Below are 15,673 nucleotides of genomic sequence, written 5' to 3'. Positions count from 1 at the left end.
CCCAATCGATGAACTCCCTGACCATGATCCGTCCGTTCCTGCTGCTTGCCCTGTTGTCCCTGCCGCTGGCCGGCGTCGCTTCGAGTTTTGCCGGCACCTCGGCCGGTTCGGCGACGGGCGCCTCTTCGGGTTCCTCGGGCAGCAGTTCGGGCGATGACAAGGTGGTGCTGGCTGCCCGCGATGATGCGGCTGCGTTTGTCGCCAGCGATGGCCAGATCCGTGGCGCGCGCCTGCAGGCGGCACTGGTGCACCTGCGTGAGCAGGATGCAGCTGCGCAGCAGCAGAGCGACCTGCAGCTGGCACGCGCCCTGCTGGCGCGTTGATCCAGCGCCCGGGTAGTGCCGGCCGCTGGCCGGCAACCTCATGACACCTGCGTGGAACGCTGCCGGGCATGGCCCAATGCGACGGAGGCGGATGGGCTGGCTCGCTGCGTTGGCGTGGCTGGTCATTCCAACAGCCCGTGCCGCCGACCGCCTGCAGCTGGACCTGGCCGGGCTGGGCCCGGCGCAGCAGCAGGTAGCAATGCAGACACTGGCTGATGTGCAGTCGTTGCTGCCCGACGGCCTGCTGCGTGCCTTGCCCGCGCAGGTGCAGGTCGGCTGGCGTGACGACCTGCCCGCCAACGTGCATGGCCGTGCCTTCGCCGGGGGCATCGCGCTGCGCCGCGACCTGCTGGACGACGATGCGGCCGGTGCCCGACGCGCCCGGCGCAGTGCGCTGGTGCACGAATTGACCCATGTTGCCGACCGCACGGGGGCGCACTGGTCACGCAGCGCCCGTTGGCGTGACCTTGCAGGTTGGCAGCGCAAGCCCTGGCATCTGGGCCGCGGTGACAACGCCTTCCGCGACCGCAGTCCCGATGCCTACGAACTGACCGACCCGGCCGAGTACCTGGCGGTGAACGCCGAACACTTCGTGCTCGATGCAGAGTTCGCCTGCCGCCGTCCGGCCTTGGCGCAGTGGTACCAGGCGCATTTCGGTACGCCGCCCTCACTGCCCGCGCCGCACTGTGCGGGCACCGTTCCGCTGCTGCAGGCCGATGCGGAAGAGGGCGCTGCATCGCTGCTCGCACTGGACCCGGCGCGGGTGTATGCCGTGGACTACCTGTTTGCCGAAGGCAGTGCGCAGCCGATGAGCCGCTGGGGCCACAGCATGCTGCGGCTGGTGATCTGCCGTCCCGGCCGCGCGCCGGGCCCGGACTGCAGGCTGGACCTGGAGCATCATCGGGTGCTGTCCTTCCGCGCCTTCGTCGGCGATGTGCAGATCTCCAACTGGCGCGGGCTGACCGGTGGCTATCCTTCGCGCCTGTTCGTGCTGCCGCTGCAGCAGGTGGTGGACGAATACACCAAGGTCGAGCTGCGCGGACTGGCCTCGCTGCCGCTGCAGCTGGACCGCAGCGAGATCGCCAGCCTGCTCGAGCGCACCGCCCAGGTGCACTGGAGCTATGACGGTCGCTATTACTTCGTCAGCAACAACTGCGCGGTGGAGACGGCGAAGCTGCTGCAGGCCGGTGTTCCGCGCCTGGGTGAAGCCGGCCTGGCCCAGCTGAGCCCGCGCGGGCTGCGCCGCCGCCTGGCGCGGCTGCATGCGCTGGACGAGCAGGTGCTGGCCGATCCCGCGCAGGCCCAGGCGCAGGGCTACTACTTTGCTTCGGCGCGCGACCACTACCAGCAGCTGTTCGCGGTTGCCGCCGCGCAGATGGCGTTGCCGGCGCGCGATGTGCGCGCATGGCTGGCGCTGCCGGCGCAACGGCGCGCACCGTGGCTGCTGCGCGGTGATGTGCGTGCCAGTGCCGGCCTGCTGCTGTTGGAGCAGGCGGCGCAGCGGCGTGCGGAGCTGCGCGCGCGCGATGCACTGAAGCGGCGGTTGCTGGCCAACCCGGACAGCGGCGCTACCCGCTCGCTGCGCGCGTTGCTGGAACAGAGCGGGCAGTGGTTGCGGCCGGGCCAGTTGCTGGCCGACGCTGGCTACGGCCTGCCGCAGGCGGACGAACAGGCGGAGGTGGCACGGGCAGCGGCCGCTGCCAGCGTACAGGCGGTACCCGCCTGGCAGGCACTGCGCGTGCAGCTGCGCGCGCAGTTGCCGCAATCGCAGCGACGTGAGCTGGATGAGATCGACCGCAATCTCACTGCGCTGGGCGCGCGCGTGCGCGAGCAGGCGGCCGCAGTGCCGCCTACTGGCGCGGCAGCTCGATGATGAAACGACTGCCGCCGCTGGTGCCCGGGGTGCAGTAGACCTGGCCGCCGTGCGCATCGGCGATGGCCTTGACCACCGCCAGGCCGAGGCCACTGCCACCGCCCAGGCGCGATCGTGAGCCGTCGCCGCGCATGAATGGATTGAAGATGTCCGCATGCAGGGCCGGGTCGATGCCCGGGCCTTCGTCTTCTATCGCCACCTGCACATGGGCCACGGTGTCATGCACGGCGATGCGCACCTTGCCAGGGTTGGCATAGCGGCGCGCGTTTTCCAGCAAGGCCAGCAGCGCTTGCCGCAACCGCGTCGGGTCGCAATGGGCGGGGTGCTCCTCGCGGCTGGTTTCCAGTTCCAGCACGAAGCCGGCGCTGCGGAACGCGGGATCGACCAGGGTCATCACCGAATGCACCTCGGCCACCACATCGGTACGGGCGCGGCGCACGTCGAGGCGGGCGTTGTCGGCCAGGCTCAACACCCGCAGGTCCTCGATCAGCCGTGACAGGCCCTCGACCTGCGCCAGCAGGCTGCGGAACTGCGACTCATCGGGCTGGAACACGCCTTCGGCCAGGCCCTGCAGGCGGCCGCGCAGGATCGTCACCGGTGTGCGCAGTTCGTGGGCGATGGCCGCGTGCCACATCACCCGTTCGCTTTCCATGTGCTGCAGGCGGCGTGCCATCGCGTTGAAATCGTCCACCAGCGCTGCGACCTCGCCGGGCGAGTTGGCCTCGGCCGTGGCGCGCGCGCCGAGATCGCCGCCAGCCAGCGCACGCACGCTGTCCACCAGTGAATTGAGCGGCGACAGGATGCGGTGGGCCAGTCGGAACGAGGCAGCGATCGCCAGCGCCAGCCCGGTCAGGATTACCCCGACCATCCAGGCCAGCTCCGGCCCGCTTGGCAGCCATCCTTCCGGCTCTTCGGCGCTGGCCGGGAAGAACTCGATCAGTACGGCGTACAGCAGCCATGAAGAGAGGATCACCATCACGATGACGCCGACGACCATCAGCGACATCGACACGATGATGTGCCGGCTGAGCCCGGAGCGGCGCATCAGCGGTCGGCCATCAGGCGGTAGCCGACACCGCGCACGCTGGTCGGAATCTGGGTGAGGCCCACTTCGTCCAGCTTGCGCCGCAGCTTGCTGACATGGCTGTCCACGGTACGCTCCAGCGCTTCGCTTTCCGGCAGGCATTCGTGCATCAACTCGCTGCGGCTGAAGATCCGTGACGGGGCCAATGCCATGCAATGCAGCAGCTTGAACTCGGTGAGGGTCAGCAGCAGCTCGTGGCTGTAGCCGTCGCCTTCCACATGCACCGCGTGGGTGGCGGTATCGATCAGCAACGGGCCCACGCGCAGGGCGCTGGGAGCATCGGCGCGCGGGCTGCGCAGCGTACGCCGCAGTACTGCACGCACGCGTGCCGCCACCTCCGCCGGGTTGAATGGCTTGACCACATAGTCATCGGCGCCCATCCGCAATGCGGTCAGCTTGTCCAGATCCTGGTCCAGCGCAGTCAGCATGATCACCGGCGTTTCACCGCGCTGGCGCAGCTGGGTCAGCACGCTCCAGCCATCCAGCCGCGGCAGCTGCACGTCCAGCAGCACAAGGTCCGGGCGCATGCTGCGATGCAGGTCCAGGGCCGCCTGGCCATCGGCCGCACGCAGGGTGCGCAGGCCTTCGCGTTCAAGATAGGCGGTGAGGATGTCGGCGATCTCGGCTTCGTCCTCGACGATCAGGACCAGCGCCGCGAGGGCAGGGGAGGCATGCATGGCAAGGCGAGGCCGGAAGGTGCTTGCCCTCCATCGTATCTCCACACTTCCTCCATCGAAACCCCATCATCGCCACGCACACTGCGCGCTTCATGATTCCTCAGCCGCGTCTGCGGCACTGTGCACAGCAATGAGAACCTTCAGGACTCCGGTCGCGCTGGTCGCGGCCTTCGCCTTGGCCATGACGGCCTGCTCCCGCCCCGAACCGACCGTCGAAGCCGCACCGCGTGTCAGCGTGGTGACCGTTGGCCCGCAGGTGGTGCAGCGCGATGATGAGCTGCCTGGCCGGGTGGCGGCCGTGCGCACCGCGCAGATCCGTGCGCAGGTCGGCGGCATCGTGCAGCGCCGGATGTTCGAGCAGGGGGCGGAAGTGCATGCGGGCCAACCGCTGTTCCAGATCGACCCTGCGGCGTTCCGCGCCGACGTCGATTCGGCGCTGGCGGCCCTGCAGCGCAGCGAGGCGGCACTGGGTCGCAGCCGGTTGCAGTCACAGCGGTTGCAGGCATTGGCGGCCGCGCAGGCGGTCAGCCAGCAGCACCGCGACGATGCCAGTGCCGAGCATGAGCAGGCCCGGGCAGCGGTCAACGAGGCGCGCGCAATCCTGGCGCGACGTCAGCTCGACCTGCGCTACGCCACGGTGAGTGCACCGATCGATGGCCGCATCGACCAGGCACTGGTGAGCGAAGGCGCGCTGGTCGGCGTCGCCGACGCCGAACCGATGGCGGTGGTGCAGCAGATCGACAAGGTCTACGTGGACGTGCGCCAGCCTGCTTCGCAGCTGCAGTCCCTGCAGCGCAGCGCGGTGGCCGGCGAGTTGCCAGTGACCATCATCGGCGCGGCGGGTACGCCGCTGCCCGAGCGCGGTCGGCTGCTGTTCTCCGGTGTCAATGTCGATGCACGCACCGGCGATGTGATCCTGCGCATCCTGGTCGACAACCCAGAGCGGCAGTTGCTGCCCGGCATGTACGTGCGTGCGCGGGTGCCCCGTGGTGCGCCGGCCAGCGCGCTGCTGCTGCCGCAGCAGGCAGTGCTGCGCAGCGCCGGTGGCCAGGCCTATGCCTGGGTCATCGCCGACGATGGCAAGGCGGTGATCCGCACGCTGGAGGTGGACGGCAGCGTCAACCGGCAATGGTTGGTGCGGCACGGCCTGAAGGCCGGCGAGAAGGTGGTGGTGGAAGGCCAGGAGCGCCTGCAGGAAGGCGTGCTGGTCGATCCGCGCGACTGGCAGGTGCCGGTCGCCAGTGCCAGCGCACCGCCGACATCCGAACGCCAGGGCTGAGCCCTTCCAGGAACCTACGACATGGCCCGTTTCTTCATCGATCGCCCGGTATTTGCCTGGGTGCTGGCGATCTTCGTCATCCTGGCCGGCGTGCTGGCCATTCCGCGGCTGGCGGTCGAGCGCTACCCGGCGGTCGCACCGCCCAGCGTCAGCATCTATGCCAGCTATCCCGGTGCCAGCCCGCAGACGTTGAATGATGCGGTGGTCGGCCTGATCGAGCGTGAGCTGTCCAGCGTCAAGCATCTGCTGTACTTCGAATCGTCGGTGGATACTTCCGGTGAAGCGTCGATCACCGCCACCTTCAAGCCCGGCACCGATCCTGAGCTGGCGCAGGTGGACGTGCAGAACCGGATCAAGGCGATCGAGCCGCGCCTGCCGCGCAGCGTGCGCCAGAACGGCCTGTTCGTGGAGGCGGCCGACTCCGGATTCCTGATGCTGGTGGGCCTGCGCTCACCCGATGGCAGTGTCAGCGAAGCGGCGCTGGGGGATTTCATGGCGCGCAACATCATCGAGGAGCTGCGGCGCATCGACGGCGTCGGCCGCGTGCAGCTGTTCGGTGCCGAACAGGCGATGCGGATCTGGCTGGACCCCACCCGCCTGACCGGCTACGGCCTGACCATGGGCGATGTCGCCAGCGCGATCGAGCAGCAGAACCTGGAGATCTCGCCGGGCCGCATCGGCGATTCGCCCGGTGTTCCCGGCCAGCGCATCACCGTGCCCCTGAGTGCCGAAGGCCAGCTGTCCACGCCCGGGGAGTTTGCGGCGATCGTGCTGCGGGCCGGTGCCGATGGTTCGCGGGTGCTGCTTGGCGATGTCGCCCGGGTCGAACTGGGCGCGCAGAGCTATGCCTGGGGCACGCGCGAAGATGGCTATCCGGCGACGGCCGCCGGCGTGCAGCTGCGCCCCGGTGCGAATGCGGTGCGTACCGCCACGGCGGTGCGCGAACGCATGGCCGACCTGCAGCCGCTGCTGCCGCACGGTGTTGAATCCAGCATTCCGTTCGATACCGCGCCCTTCGTGAAAGTATCGATCCAGAAGGTGCTGCAGACCCTGATCGAGGCGATGCTGCTGGTGTTTGCAGTGATGTACCTGTTCCTGCAGAACTGGCGCTATACGCTGATCCCCGCCCTGGTCGCGCCGATCGCGTTGCTGGGCACCTTCGCGGTGATGCTGGCGCTCGGTTTCTCGATCAACGTATTGACCATGTTCGGCATGGTGCTGGCGATCGGCATCATTGTTGACGACGCGATCGTGGTGGTCGAGGGCGTGGAGCGGATCATGGCCGAAGAGGGGCTGCCGCCGCGCGAGGCCACGATCAAGGCGATGCGTGAGCTGACCGGTGCGGTGATCGGCATTACCCTGGTGCTGACGGCGGTATTCATCCCGATGGCGCTGGCCAGTGGTTCGGTTGGTGCGATCTACCGCCAGTTCAGCGTGGCGATGTCGGTGTCCATCCTGTTCTCGGCACTGCTGGCGCTGAGCCTGACCCCGGCGCTCTGCGCGACGCTGCTGCGGCAGGGCACGCGTGGCCACCATGGTCGCGGCGGCGTGTTCGGTGCGTTCAACCGCGGCTTCGAGCGGATGACCGGGCGCTACCAGCAGGGCGTGGCGGCCGTACTGCGGCGCAGTGGCCGGGTGATGGGCCTGTTCGCGGCCTTGCTGGTGGCGCTGCTGATCGGCCTGCATTGGTTGCCGGGTGCGTTCCTGCCGGAAGAGGACCAGGGCTATTTCATGACTTCCATCCAGCTGCCGGCCGAAGCAACCGCCGAGCGTACGCTGGCGGTGGTCGAAGCCTACGAACAGCATGTCGCCTCGCGGCCGGCGATCGCGTCCAACCAGGCCATCCTCGGCTACAGCTTTTCCGGTTCCGGCCCGAGCGCGGCGCTGACCTACACCATGTTGAAGGGCTGGGGTGAACGCGGCGGCAGCACCGCATCGGACGAGGTGAAGGCGGCGCAGCAGGCCATGGCAACGGTCCCGGAAGGCGAGGTGATGAGCGTGATGCCGCCGGCCATCGACAGCCTTGGCCGTTCCTCCGGCTTCTCGCTGGCGTTGCAGGCGCGTACCGGACAGGGCCAGGCCGAGCTGCGCGCTGCCCTGCAGCAGCTGTTGAAGCTGGCAGAGGCAAGTCCGTTGCTGGCCGAAGTGAATGCCGATGGCCTGCCTGCGGGCAGCAATGTCCGGCTGGACATCGATCGCGCCAAGGCCGAAGCGATGGGCGTGGCGTTCACCGACATCAGTGCCACGTTGTCGGCGGCAATGGGCTCGCAGTACGTCAACGATTTTCCCAATCGCGGGCGCATGCAGCAGGTGATCATGCAGGCCGATGCGCCGCACCGGATGCAGCTGGAAGACGTGCTGAAGCTGTATGTCCGCAACAGCGAAGGCGGCATGGTGGCGCTGTCCGAACTGGTCACCCCACACTGGACCGAGGCGCCGCTGCAGCTGCAACGCTACCTGGGGTTCCCGGCATTGAGTCTGTCCGGCGCACCTGCCGGAGGGGTGTCCACCGGCCAGGCGATGGTCGAGATGGAGCGCCTTGCCCAGCAGCTGCCAGCGGGTTTCGCCCTGCAGTGGACCAGCCAGTCGCTGCAGGAACGCGAGTCGGGTGCCCAGGCACCGTGGTTGCTGCTGCTGTCGATGCTGGTGGTGTTCCTGGTGCTGGCGGCACTGTACGAGAGCTGGTCGATCCCGCTGGCGGTGATGCTGGTGGTGCCGTTGGGCCTGCTCGGCGCTGTTGCTGCGGTGTTGCTGCGCGAGATGCCCAATGACGTGTTCTTCAAGGTCGGCATGATCACGGTGATCGGACTTTCGGCGAAGAACGCGATCCTGATCGTCGAGTTCGCCCGCCAACTGCAACAGCAGGGACGCGGTCTGGTCGAGGCGACCATCGAAGCAGCACGCCTTCGGTTGCGACCGATCGTGATGACCTCGCTGGCGTTCGCGCTGGGCGTGGTGCCGCTGATGCTGGCCCAGGGTGCTTCAAAGGAAACGCAACAGGCCATCGGTACCGGTGTGTTCGGCGGCATGGTCAGTGCGACCGTATTGGCCGTGTTCTTCGTGCCGGTGTTCTATGTGGTGGTGCAGGGGGCGCAGCAGTGGCTTGCGCAGCGCCTGCGCCGACGCCGGCCGGCGCCGGGAGGAAGCGTGGATGGAAAGCAGGTGGATGGAAAGCAGGAACCCTGAGGGCCTGCACGAGGCGCAGCTGCGCGTGCTGGAACAGCAGCTGCGCGATGCGTTGCTGGACGGCGACCATGGCGCGGTTGCTGCGCTGTTGTCACCAGCGTTGTTCATGATGGACGGACAGGGTGGGCGGGTGCTCGAGCTGCCCTGGTTGCAGGACTGGCGACATGGGCATCTGCAGATTCATGCGCTGCAGGCGCATGCGGTCGAGACGCTGCTGTGTGGTCGGCTGGCGCTGTTGTCCAGTGATGTTCAGCTGCATGTGCATTGGCGGGGACGCGAACACGTGCAGCGCTTGCGCCTGTTGCGCGTCTGGACAAGCGCTTCCAGTGCCATCGGCGCGCAGCTGCTGTCGATGGCGGTGCTGGCAGGCTGAACAGGGTCATGCGGCTTTCAGGCCCCGTTTGCGTGCAGATGGTAGGGTCCAGGGTCTCTGTAGTTTCGACAAGGAGTCGAGCCATGCGTGTAATTCCCAGTCTGTTGGCTGCCTCCCTCGGCCTCGCGCTGAGCGCCTGCCAGCCGGCCCAGACGCCGGCCGCCAGTAATGCAGGCGATGCGGCCGCAACGCCGGCACCGGCGCCGGTGGCCGCCGCTGCTGATGGCGGCGGCGATGGCGCCGGCAACCAAACCCTCTATCGCTGCGGCGACCTTGATGTGCGCGCCACCTTCAACGGTGAGGACGCGGCGACGGTTGTGATTGGCGGCCGCAGTTTCGCGATGTCCTCCGAACGTGCAGCCTCCGGTGCGAAGTATGCCGACGGCAAGGGCAACAGCTTCTGGACCCGCGGCAATGACGACGCGCTGCTCAGCCTGAAGGGCGAGGCGGACCGCGAATGCAACGCGGTGGAGGCAACCGAGGGCGATGGCAGTGCCGGTAACGCGGCGTTCCGTGCCACCGGCAACGAGCCGGGCTGGCTGGCCGTCGTCGACGGCGATACGCCGGGCCTGCAGGTGGATGTGGATTACGGCGAGCGCCGCTTCACCGTCGCCAAACCGACCGAGGGTGCGGATGGCTGGGTGGGCAAGGCGGCGGATGGCACCGACATCAAGCTGAGCTTCCAACGCACCACTTGCCAGGACGGCATGAGTGGCGAGACATTCGAGGCCAAGGCGATGCTGGCCGTGGGCACGCGCCAGTACCACGGCTGCGGCAACTTCGGCGGCAAATAAAAAAAAGGGGGCGGAGGGGGTGACGTCGTTTGTGCCATGAACGACGTCATCCCCTCCGTCCCCTTTTTTGCGTCAGCCCTTGCAGGGCTTCAGATCCAGATCCGGAGACAGGTCGTAGCGCAGGTTCACACCGATCAACGCCTGCCGGATCGCGCAGTCATCGCGATGGCGGGCCACCAGGTCGGCAAAGATCTTCTCTCGATCGTCGCAGAACCTGGCGATGGCGGCTTCCAGCTCGCGACGACGGGCGTCGTCGTAGGGTTCTTCGCCGGCAAAATGCTGGCAGCTGTTCTCCCGTTCGATGAAGGCCTGCACATCGGCGGGCATGCCGCAGTAGATGCGGATGTCCTGCACGAAAGCGACGTCGTCGGGGACGCTGCAACCGGCGGCAGCCCGCACCTGTTGCTCCTCGTCGGGGGTGTCCGCCAGCGTCGCCACAGCATCTGCTTCATCTGCGGCCGGTGCCACCGCAGCGGCAACGGTGTCCGCAGCGGCGGGCTGCGTCACCGCGTCCGCCGCGACGTCACCGGTGCTGTCCGCTGCCCGCGGCGAGCACGCCACGAGCAGGGACAGGCAGGCGATCAGCGCAGCGCGGTTAATCGGCACGGCCGGCAAATTCGCCGGTGGCGGTGTTCACCAGCACACGCTCGCCGTTGACGATGTACTCCGGCACCATGATCTCGATGCCGGTGTTGAGCTTGGCCGGCTTCGGGCGCTTGGTGGCGGTGCCGCCCTTCAGTTCCGGCGGCGTCTCGATCACTTCCAGCACCACCGAGGCCGGCAGCTGGATGGCCACCGGCTGCTCGTCGATCACCTGCACGTAGATGCCGGTCAGGCCGTCGGTGATGTAGCCGGCGTCATCGCCGATCACGTCCGCGTCCAGGGTGTAGGGGGTGTAGTCCTCGTCGTCCAGGAACACGAACGCATCGCCGTCCTTGTACGAGTAGGTGGACTGGCGGCGCAGCAGTTCGACTTCGACCAGGTTGTCGTCGGCATCGAAGCTGGCGTCGAGCTTGTTGCCGCCCGGCACGCTGTACATGATGAAGCGGAAGCGGACGTTGCCGCCGCGACCCTGCGGCGAGCTGCGCTCGATGTCGCGGATCTGGTAGACGCCGTTGTTGAACTCGACGACGTTGCCCTTCTTGATGTCGTTGGCTTTCATGGTGATGTTGGTCGTTGGGGGAGGGCGCCGTCCCGGCGCCCGGGGGGAATCACTTCGGAGCGAGCCGGGTGGCGCCGTCCAGGCGGATGGTCTCGCCGTTGATGTAGGTGTTGCCGAGGATGTGGCCGACCAGGCTGGCGAAGTCTTCCGGCTTGCCCAGGCGCGACGGGAACGGGATCGATGCGGCCAGCGACTGTTGTACGGCTTCGGGCATGCCATCGACCATCGGCGTCCAGAACACGCCCGGCGCGATGGTATTGACGCGGATGCCGAAGCGCGACAGCTCGCGGGCCATCGGCAGGGTCATCGCCACCACGCCGCCCTTGGAGGCGGAGTAGGCGGCCTGGCCGATCTGGCCTTCGTAGGCGGCAACGCTGGCGGTGTTGATGATCACGCCGCGCTCGCCGTCCACGCCGGCCTCGTTGTGCTGCATGCGGTTGGCTGCGGCCTTGGCGACATTGAAGCTGCCGACCAGGTTGACCATCACCGTGCCCTGGAACCCGGCCAGCGGCATCGGGCCTTCCTTGCCCAGCACGCGGCCAGCGCCGAGGATGCCGGCGCAGTTCATGGCGACATTCAGGCCGCCGAGGAAATCGCAGGCCTGGTCGATGGCCGCCGCCACGGACGCTTCATCACTGACGTTGACGTTGAAATAGCGGGCGTTGTCCTGCCCCAGGCCGGCAACAGCGGCCGCGCCCTTGGCGTCGTTGAGGTCGAACAGGGCGACCTTGCCACCCTCGGCAACCAGGTGCTGGGCCACGGCCAGGCCGAGGCCGGAGACGCCGCCAGTGATCACGGCACGCACGGAAGAAAGTTGCATTACACGGTCCTGCAGGTTCAAGAGCCGCCGATTCTAACGGAAGCGACGGCAGCCGCTGTTGTGCACTGCGCCGCCGGCCTCAGCCCAGTTCGCGGGCGCGGCGCAGGCGACGCTCGAAGTCGGCGGCGGGCAGGCCATGGGCGAACAGGAAGCCCTGGCCGACGGTCACCCCCAAATCGAGCAGGCACTGCCGTTGTGGCTCGGTTTCCACGCCTTCGGCGACCACGCCCAGGCCCAGGCTGCGCGCGATCGCGCAGACCGCCTCGCACACCGCCACATCCGAACGGTTGCGGGGAATGCCTTCGACAAACAGCTGGCTCAGCTTCAGCCCATGGATGGGCAGTCGCCGCAGGTAGTTCAGGGCGCTGTAGCCTTCGCCGAAGTCGTCGATGGTCAGCATCACCCCCATTTCGCGCAGGCGGGCGAAGGTGCGCAGGGTGTCCGGTGCATCCTCGATCAGCACCCGTTCGGTGAACTCCAGCTCCAGCACGCTGCCGGGCAGGCCGAACTCATCCAGCACCTGCCGCACCCAGCGGGCGAGATCCTCGCCGACGAACTGCCGCCAGGACACGTTGACCGCCACCCGCACCAGCCCGAGCCCGTCATCCTGCCATTGCCGCACCTGCCGGCACGCTTCGCGCAGCGCCCATTGGCCGATGCGCACAATGTCGCCGGTGTGCTCGGCGTGGCGGATGAACAGGTCCGGGCGCATCGGTCCCAGCTGGGTATTGTGCCAGCGCATCAGCGCCTCGCAGGCGATGGTGGCGCCGCTGCGCAGGTTGACCTGTGGCTGGTACACCAGGTGGAACTCGTCGCCATCGAGGGCCTTGTGCAGCCGGCTTTCGATCTGCAGGCGGTCATGCTGGCGTTGTGCCAGTTCCGGGGAAAACACCTGCCAACCGTTGCGGGTGCGGCGCTTGCACTCGTACATCGCCGTGTCGGCGTTCTGGATCAGCTGCTGCGGCCGGTCGCCATCGCGCGGTGCGCGGGCGATGCCGATGCTGGCGGTCACCGGGAACTCGTCGCTGCCCAGCTGGAACGGTGCCGAGAACGCCGCCGTGATGCGCTCGGCCAACTGCTCGGCCTGGTCCTGCTGGTCGCGCAGGTCGCAGATCACCAGGAATTCGTCGCCGCCAAAGCGCGCAAGCAGGCCTTCGGTGCCGATCGCAGTGGCGATGCGCCGGGTCGCTTCGATCAACAGTTCATCACCGGCGTTGTGGCCAAGCAGGTCGTTGACCACCTTGAAGCGGTCCAGGTCGATGTACAGCACCGCCACGCGGTCGTGGCTGGGGCTGTCCATGCGCACGCCGAGGTCGCTCAGCACCGCATCGCGGTTCATGATTCCGGTCAGCGGGTCGGTGCGGGCCTGCACGCGCAGGGTTTCCTCGGCCTGCTTGCGCTCGGTGATGTCCTGCACGGTGCCGGTGATGCGTGCGGCATCGACATCGCCGGCCGAGACCTCGCCGATCATCCGGATCCAGAACGAGTGGCCATCGCGGCGCTGGCCCTGCAGCTCCAGGCCGAAGCTGCTGCGGTGTTCGATGGTATCGGCCAGCGCCTGCTGCAGGGCGGCGCGGTCGTCGCTGCGCAGGCAGTCCAGCAGGTCGGGCATGTCCTCCAGGTCGGCCGGCTGGCCGACGATGCGCCGCGCTTCGTCGGTGAGGTACAGGCGCTGCAGGCCGCGATCCCACTCCCAACCGCCGATATGGGCCAGTGACTGCGCGCGCGCGAACAGGGTGTTGTTGCGCTTCAGTTCGGTGATGTCACTGAACATCGCATAGACATGGTCGGCCTGGTCGCAGCCGTTGCCGAACACCGGCACGTTGGTGGTGGACAGCCACAGCATGCGTCCGCGCGGGCGGTGGTACAGGCCGATGATGGTGCTGCGGATCACCCGCCCGGCCTGGAAACAGCGGCTGGTCGGCCACTGTGACTGGGTCAACGGGTGGCCATGCTCGTCGACGATGATCCACGCTTCGGGATCGAGCATCGCGTTCAAGCCCACGCCGCCACCGGTGAGGCCGAGGATGCGGTGTGCGGCCGGGTTGGCCGACAGCACGCGCAGGTCGCGGTCGAACAGGATCACGCCCTTGTCGATCGATTCCATCAACAGGCGATAGCGCGACTCTGCGCGCCAGCGCCCGCTCAGGTCGCGGGCGACGGCGACGATGCAGGGTTGGCCGCGGTCCTGGAATCCGGCCGAGTGCACTTCCACCGGAAAGCGGCTGCCATCACCGCGCATGTTGGTCACTTCGATGACGTAGGTGTCGCCGCGGTTCAACGCTTCCCACACCGGTTGCAGATGGTCGCTGGGCAGGTCGGGATTGAGCAGTTCGATCGGCTGGCCGACGATGTCCTCGCGCGGGCGGTCGTAGGCGAGGATGCCGGCGCGGTTGACGTCCAGCACCACGCCTTCGGCGCTGAGGATGCTGACCGGGTCGGGCACGGCGTCGAACAACGCGGCATAGCGTGCCTGGGTATCCAGTTCGCGCTGCTGCGCATCGGCCAGCGCCTGCCGTGCCTGGCGCAGCAGCCTGGCCTGGGCCGGCGGAGGCGAAGCAGCCAGCGCCGCGTCCAGAGCGGCCAGCGCGACGTCGGTTGCGGCGGGTGTATCGCCGATGGCCGGGCGGTCGCGCGGGCCGCTGTCGTTCATGTCGCTGCCAGCGCCTGCCCGACGCGGCTGGCGGTCGCGCGGCCGAGCAGTCCGGCCAGCCAGCGGCCGGTCTCGGCCAGCGACGGCAGGTCGACCCCGCACTCCAGGCCCAGGCCCTGCAGCAGGTACACCACGTCCTCGCTGGCCACGTTGCCGCTGGCGCCCTTCGCGTACGGGCAGCCGCCGGCGCCGGACACCGCACTGTCGACCACGCGCACGCCTTCTTCCAGGCAGGCGGCGATGTTGGCGATGGCCTGGCCGTAGGTATCGTGGAAGTGCACGGCCAGTGCGCTCATCGGGATCTCGGCAGCCACCGCCTGCAGCATGGCGCGGGCCTTGCGCGGCGTGCCGACGCCGATGGTGTCGCCCAGCGAGATCTCATAGCACCCCATCTGGTGCAGGGCGCGGGCCACGCGCACCACATCGGCCAGCGGCACCTCGCCCTGATACGGGCAGCCGAGCACGGTGGAGACGTAGCCACGCACGCGCACGCCGTCGGCGGCCGCGCGGCGCAGGATCGGCTCGAAGCGGGCCAGCGATTCATCGATGCCGGCGTTGGTGTTGGTGCGGTTGAAGGCTTCCGATGCAGCGGTGAATACCGCGATTTCCTGCACGCCGACGGCGCGCGCACGGTCGTAGCCCTGTTCGTTCGGCACCAGCACCGGATAGGCGATGCCCGGGCGGCGCTGGATGCCGGCATAGACCTCGGCAGCATCGGCCAGTTGCGGGACCCAGCGTGGGCTGACGAAGCTGGTGGCCTCAATGGTGCGCAGGCCGGTGGCCGACAGGCGATCGATCAGGGCGATCTTGTCGGCGGTGGCCACGGCCTGCTTTTCGTTCTGCAGCCCATCGCGCGGGCCAACCTCGACGATACGGACGAAATCGCTCACCGGGGCACCCCTGCGGCGGGCGGGACGGGAAGGGCAGGGCGGATGGGATCGGCTGGGGTCACGGCGGTTCCTGGGAAACGGGGGCGGCCCGGTCTTCGCCAGGCTGCCAGATGAGATACGCAGGCCGGTCGCACAAGCGGCCACGCCTGCGTCTGGTGGCGACGCAGGTGTCTACCCGGGCAGGTGGCAGACCGCCTCGATGTTGTTGCCATCGGGGTCGATCACGAAGGCAGCGTAATAGTCCGGGTGGTACCAGGGACGCAGGCCGGGCGCACCATTGTCGCGTGCCCCTGCGGCCAGCGCGGCGGCGTGGAAGGCATCAACCTGGGCGCGCTCGGCGCAGACAAAGGCCACGTGCACGCCCTGGCTGAGCGGCGTTGCATTGCCCAGCCAGAAGAACGGCTTGCCGTGGTTGCCGAAACCCACGTGGTCGTGGGCCCCGGTCTGTTCGGCGCTGACCTCCATCACCACGCCGATCTGCAACGGCGCCAACGCCTGCTGGAAAAAGGCCCTGCTGCGCGGCAGGTCGCCGCTGTTCAAGCCGATATGGTCGAGCATG

The 15,673-nt window shown here is 68.1% G+C and carries 14 protein-coding genes; 6 read left to right on the top strand and 8 right to left on the bottom strand.

Annotated features, from left to right (window positions below; translation table 11 throughout):
* Nucleotides 1–23 precede the first annotated feature (23 nt).
* Together K5K93_RS03290 and K5K93_RS03285 are read left to right on the top strand one after the other, a co-directional pair.
* Nucleotides 24–323, top strand: coding sequence for a DUF2388 domain-containing protein (locus K5K93_RS03290; protein WP_032975508.1), 300 nt, complete (start codon nucleotides 24–26; stop codon nucleotides 321–323).
* Nucleotides 324–363: 40 nt separating this feature from the next.
* Entirely contained in the window at nucleotides 364–2,196 is a 1,833-nt protein-coding gene (locus tag K5K93_RS03285) for a DUF4105 domain-containing protein (RefSeq protein WP_222389763.1), read from the top strand.
* Here the strand turns inward: K5K93_RS03285 and K5K93_RS03280 are convergent.
* Both K5K93_RS03280 and K5K93_RS03275 read right to left on the bottom strand, forming a co-directional pair.
* Entirely contained in the window at nucleotides 2,174–3,241 is a 1,068-nt protein-coding gene (locus K5K93_RS03280) for an ATP-binding protein (RefSeq protein WP_025874770.1), read from the bottom strand. The genes K5K93_RS03285 and K5K93_RS03280 overlap by 23 nt on opposite strands.
* Nucleotides 3,241–3,957, bottom strand: coding sequence for a response regulator (locus K5K93_RS03275; RefSeq protein WP_093819639.1), 717 nt, complete (start codon nucleotides 3,955–3,957; stop codon nucleotides 3,241–3,243). The genes K5K93_RS03280 and K5K93_RS03275 overlap by 1 nt, the downstream gene beginning before the upstream one ends.
* A 130-nt stretch (nucleotides 3,958–4,087) precedes the next feature.
* On the opposite strand from K5K93_RS03275, the gene K5K93_RS03270 reads away from it, so the two are divergent.
* The 4 genes from K5K93_RS03270 to K5K93_RS03255 all read left to right on the top strand — a co-directional run bounded on the left by K5K93_RS03270 (nucleotide 4,088) and on the right by K5K93_RS03255 (nucleotide 9,589).
* Nucleotides 4,088–5,236 (top strand): efflux RND transporter periplasmic adaptor subunit, encoded by a 1,149-nt coding sequence (locus K5K93_RS03270; protein WP_222389762.1) that lies wholly within the window; start codon nucleotides 4,088–4,090, stop codon nucleotides 5,234–5,236.
* Between the two features lie 21 nt (nucleotides 5,237–5,257).
* Nucleotides 5,258–8,422 (top strand): multidrug efflux RND transporter permease subunit, encoded by a 3,165-nt coding sequence (locus tag K5K93_RS03265; protein ID WP_222389761.1) that lies wholly within the window; start codon nucleotides 5,258–5,260, stop codon nucleotides 8,420–8,422.
* Complete coding sequence (locus tag K5K93_RS03260) at nucleotides 8,403–8,795, top strand: nuclear transport factor 2 family protein (protein ID WP_222389760.1); 393 nt, start codon at nucleotides 8,403–8,405, stop codon at nucleotides 8,793–8,795. The genes K5K93_RS03265 and K5K93_RS03260 overlap by 20 nt, the downstream gene beginning before the upstream one ends.
* 83 nt (nucleotides 8,796–8,878) lie before the next feature.
* Nucleotides 8,879–9,589 carry an MliC family protein gene (locus K5K93_RS03255; RefSeq protein WP_222389758.1) on the top strand — a complete coding sequence of 237 codons (711 nt, stop codon included), beginning with the start codon at nucleotides 8,879–8,881 and terminating at the stop codon, nucleotides 9,587–9,589.
* Nucleotides 9,590–9,661: 72 nt separating this feature from the next.
* On the opposite strand, the gene K5K93_RS03250 is transcribed toward K5K93_RS03255, so the two are convergent.
* The 6 genes from K5K93_RS03250 to K5K93_RS03225 form a co-directional block, all read right to left on the bottom strand.
* Complete coding sequence (locus tag K5K93_RS03250) at nucleotides 9,662–10,195, bottom strand: hypothetical protein (RefSeq protein ID WP_222390958.1); 534 nt, start codon at nucleotides 10,193–10,195, stop codon at nucleotides 9,662–9,664.
* Nucleotides 10,185–10,751: an elongation factor P-like protein YeiP gene (gene yeiP, locus K5K93_RS03245; RefSeq protein ID WP_006363947.1), complete on the bottom strand. Its 567-nt coding sequence runs from the start codon at nucleotides 10,749–10,751 to the stop codon at nucleotides 10,185–10,187. The genes K5K93_RS03250 and yeiP overlap by 11 nt, the downstream gene beginning before the upstream one ends.
* Nucleotides 10,752–10,800: 49 nt before the next feature.
* On the bottom strand, nucleotides 10,801–11,571 hold the full coding sequence (locus K5K93_RS03240; RefSeq protein WP_093819629.1) for an SDR family NAD(P)-dependent oxidoreductase: 771 nt from the start codon (nucleotides 11,569–11,571) through the stop codon (nucleotides 10,801–10,803).
* 79 nt (nucleotides 11,572–11,650) lie between these two features.
* The gene (locus K5K93_RS03235) at nucleotides 11,651–14,224 is read right to left on the bottom strand and encodes an EAL domain-containing protein (RefSeq protein ID WP_222389756.1); all 2,574 of its coding nucleotides are present in this window, start codon (nucleotides 14,222–14,224) and stop codon (nucleotides 11,651–11,653) included.
* A complete protein-coding gene (locus K5K93_RS03230) occupies nucleotides 14,221–15,114 on the bottom strand; it encodes a hydroxymethylglutaryl-CoA lyase (protein WP_080148851.1) in 894 nt (297 codons plus the stop codon). The genes K5K93_RS03235 and K5K93_RS03230 overlap by 4 nt, the downstream gene beginning before the upstream one ends.
* Before the next feature lie 171 nt (nucleotides 15,115–15,285).
* The gene (locus K5K93_RS03225) at nucleotides 15,286–15,672 is read right to left on the bottom strand and encodes a VOC family protein (protein ID WP_222389755.1); all 387 of its coding nucleotides are present in this window, start codon (nucleotides 15,670–15,672) and stop codon (nucleotides 15,286–15,288) included.
* Nucleotide 15,673: the final 1 nt, after the last annotated feature.

This window comes from Stenotrophomonas sp. DR822, assembly GCF_019793815.1.
Taxonomy (GTDB): domain Bacteria; phylum Pseudomonadota; class Gammaproteobacteria; order Xanthomonadales; family Xanthomonadaceae; genus Stenotrophomonas; species Stenotrophomonas indicatrix.
This window is presented reverse-complemented; position numbering and strand designations above follow the sequence as displayed.

Coding starts and splice junctions, on each gene's coding strand:
- K5K93_RS03290 (WP_032975508.1), top strand. CDS start 24: ATGATCCGTCCGTTCCTGCTGCTTGCCCTGTTGTCCCTGCCGCTGGCC.
- K5K93_RS03285 (WP_222389763.1), top strand. CDS start 364: ATGACACCTGCGTGGAACGCTGCCGGGCATGGCCCAATGCGACGGAGG.
- K5K93_RS03280 (WP_025874770.1), bottom strand. CDS start 3,241: ATGCGCCGCTCCGGGCTCAGCCGGCACATCATCGTGTCGATGTCGCTG.
- K5K93_RS03275 (WP_093819639.1), bottom strand. CDS start 3,957: ATGCATGCCTCCCCTGCCCTCGCGGCGCTGGTCCTGATCGTCGAGGAC.
- K5K93_RS03270 (WP_222389762.1), top strand. CDS start 4,088: ATGAGAACCTTCAGGACTCCGGTCGCGCTGGTCGCGGCCTTCGCCTTG.
- K5K93_RS03265 (WP_222389761.1), top strand. CDS start 5,258: ATGGCCCGTTTCTTCATCGATCGCCCGGTATTTGCCTGGGTGCTGGCG.
- K5K93_RS03260 (WP_222389760.1), top strand. CDS start 8,403: ATGGAAAGCAGGAACCCTGAGGGCCTGCACGAGGCGCAGCTGCGCGTG.
- K5K93_RS03255 (WP_222389758.1), top strand. CDS start 8,879: ATGCGTGTAATTCCCAGTCTGTTGGCTGCCTCCCTCGGCCTCGCGCTG.
- yeiP (WP_006363947.1), bottom strand. CDS start 10,751: ATGAAAGCCAACGACATCAAGAAGGGCAACGTCGTCGAGTTCAACAAC.
- K5K93_RS03240 (WP_093819629.1), bottom strand. CDS start 11,571: ATGCAACTTTCTTCCGTGCGTGCCGTGATCACTGGCGGCGTCTCCGGC.
- K5K93_RS03235 (WP_222389756.1), bottom strand. CDS start 14,224: ATGAACGACAGCGGCCCGCGCGACCGCCCGGCCATCGGCGATACACCC.
- K5K93_RS03225 (WP_222389755.1), bottom strand. CDS start 15,672: ATGCTCGACCATATCGGCTTGAACAGCGGCGACCTGCCGCGCAGCAGG.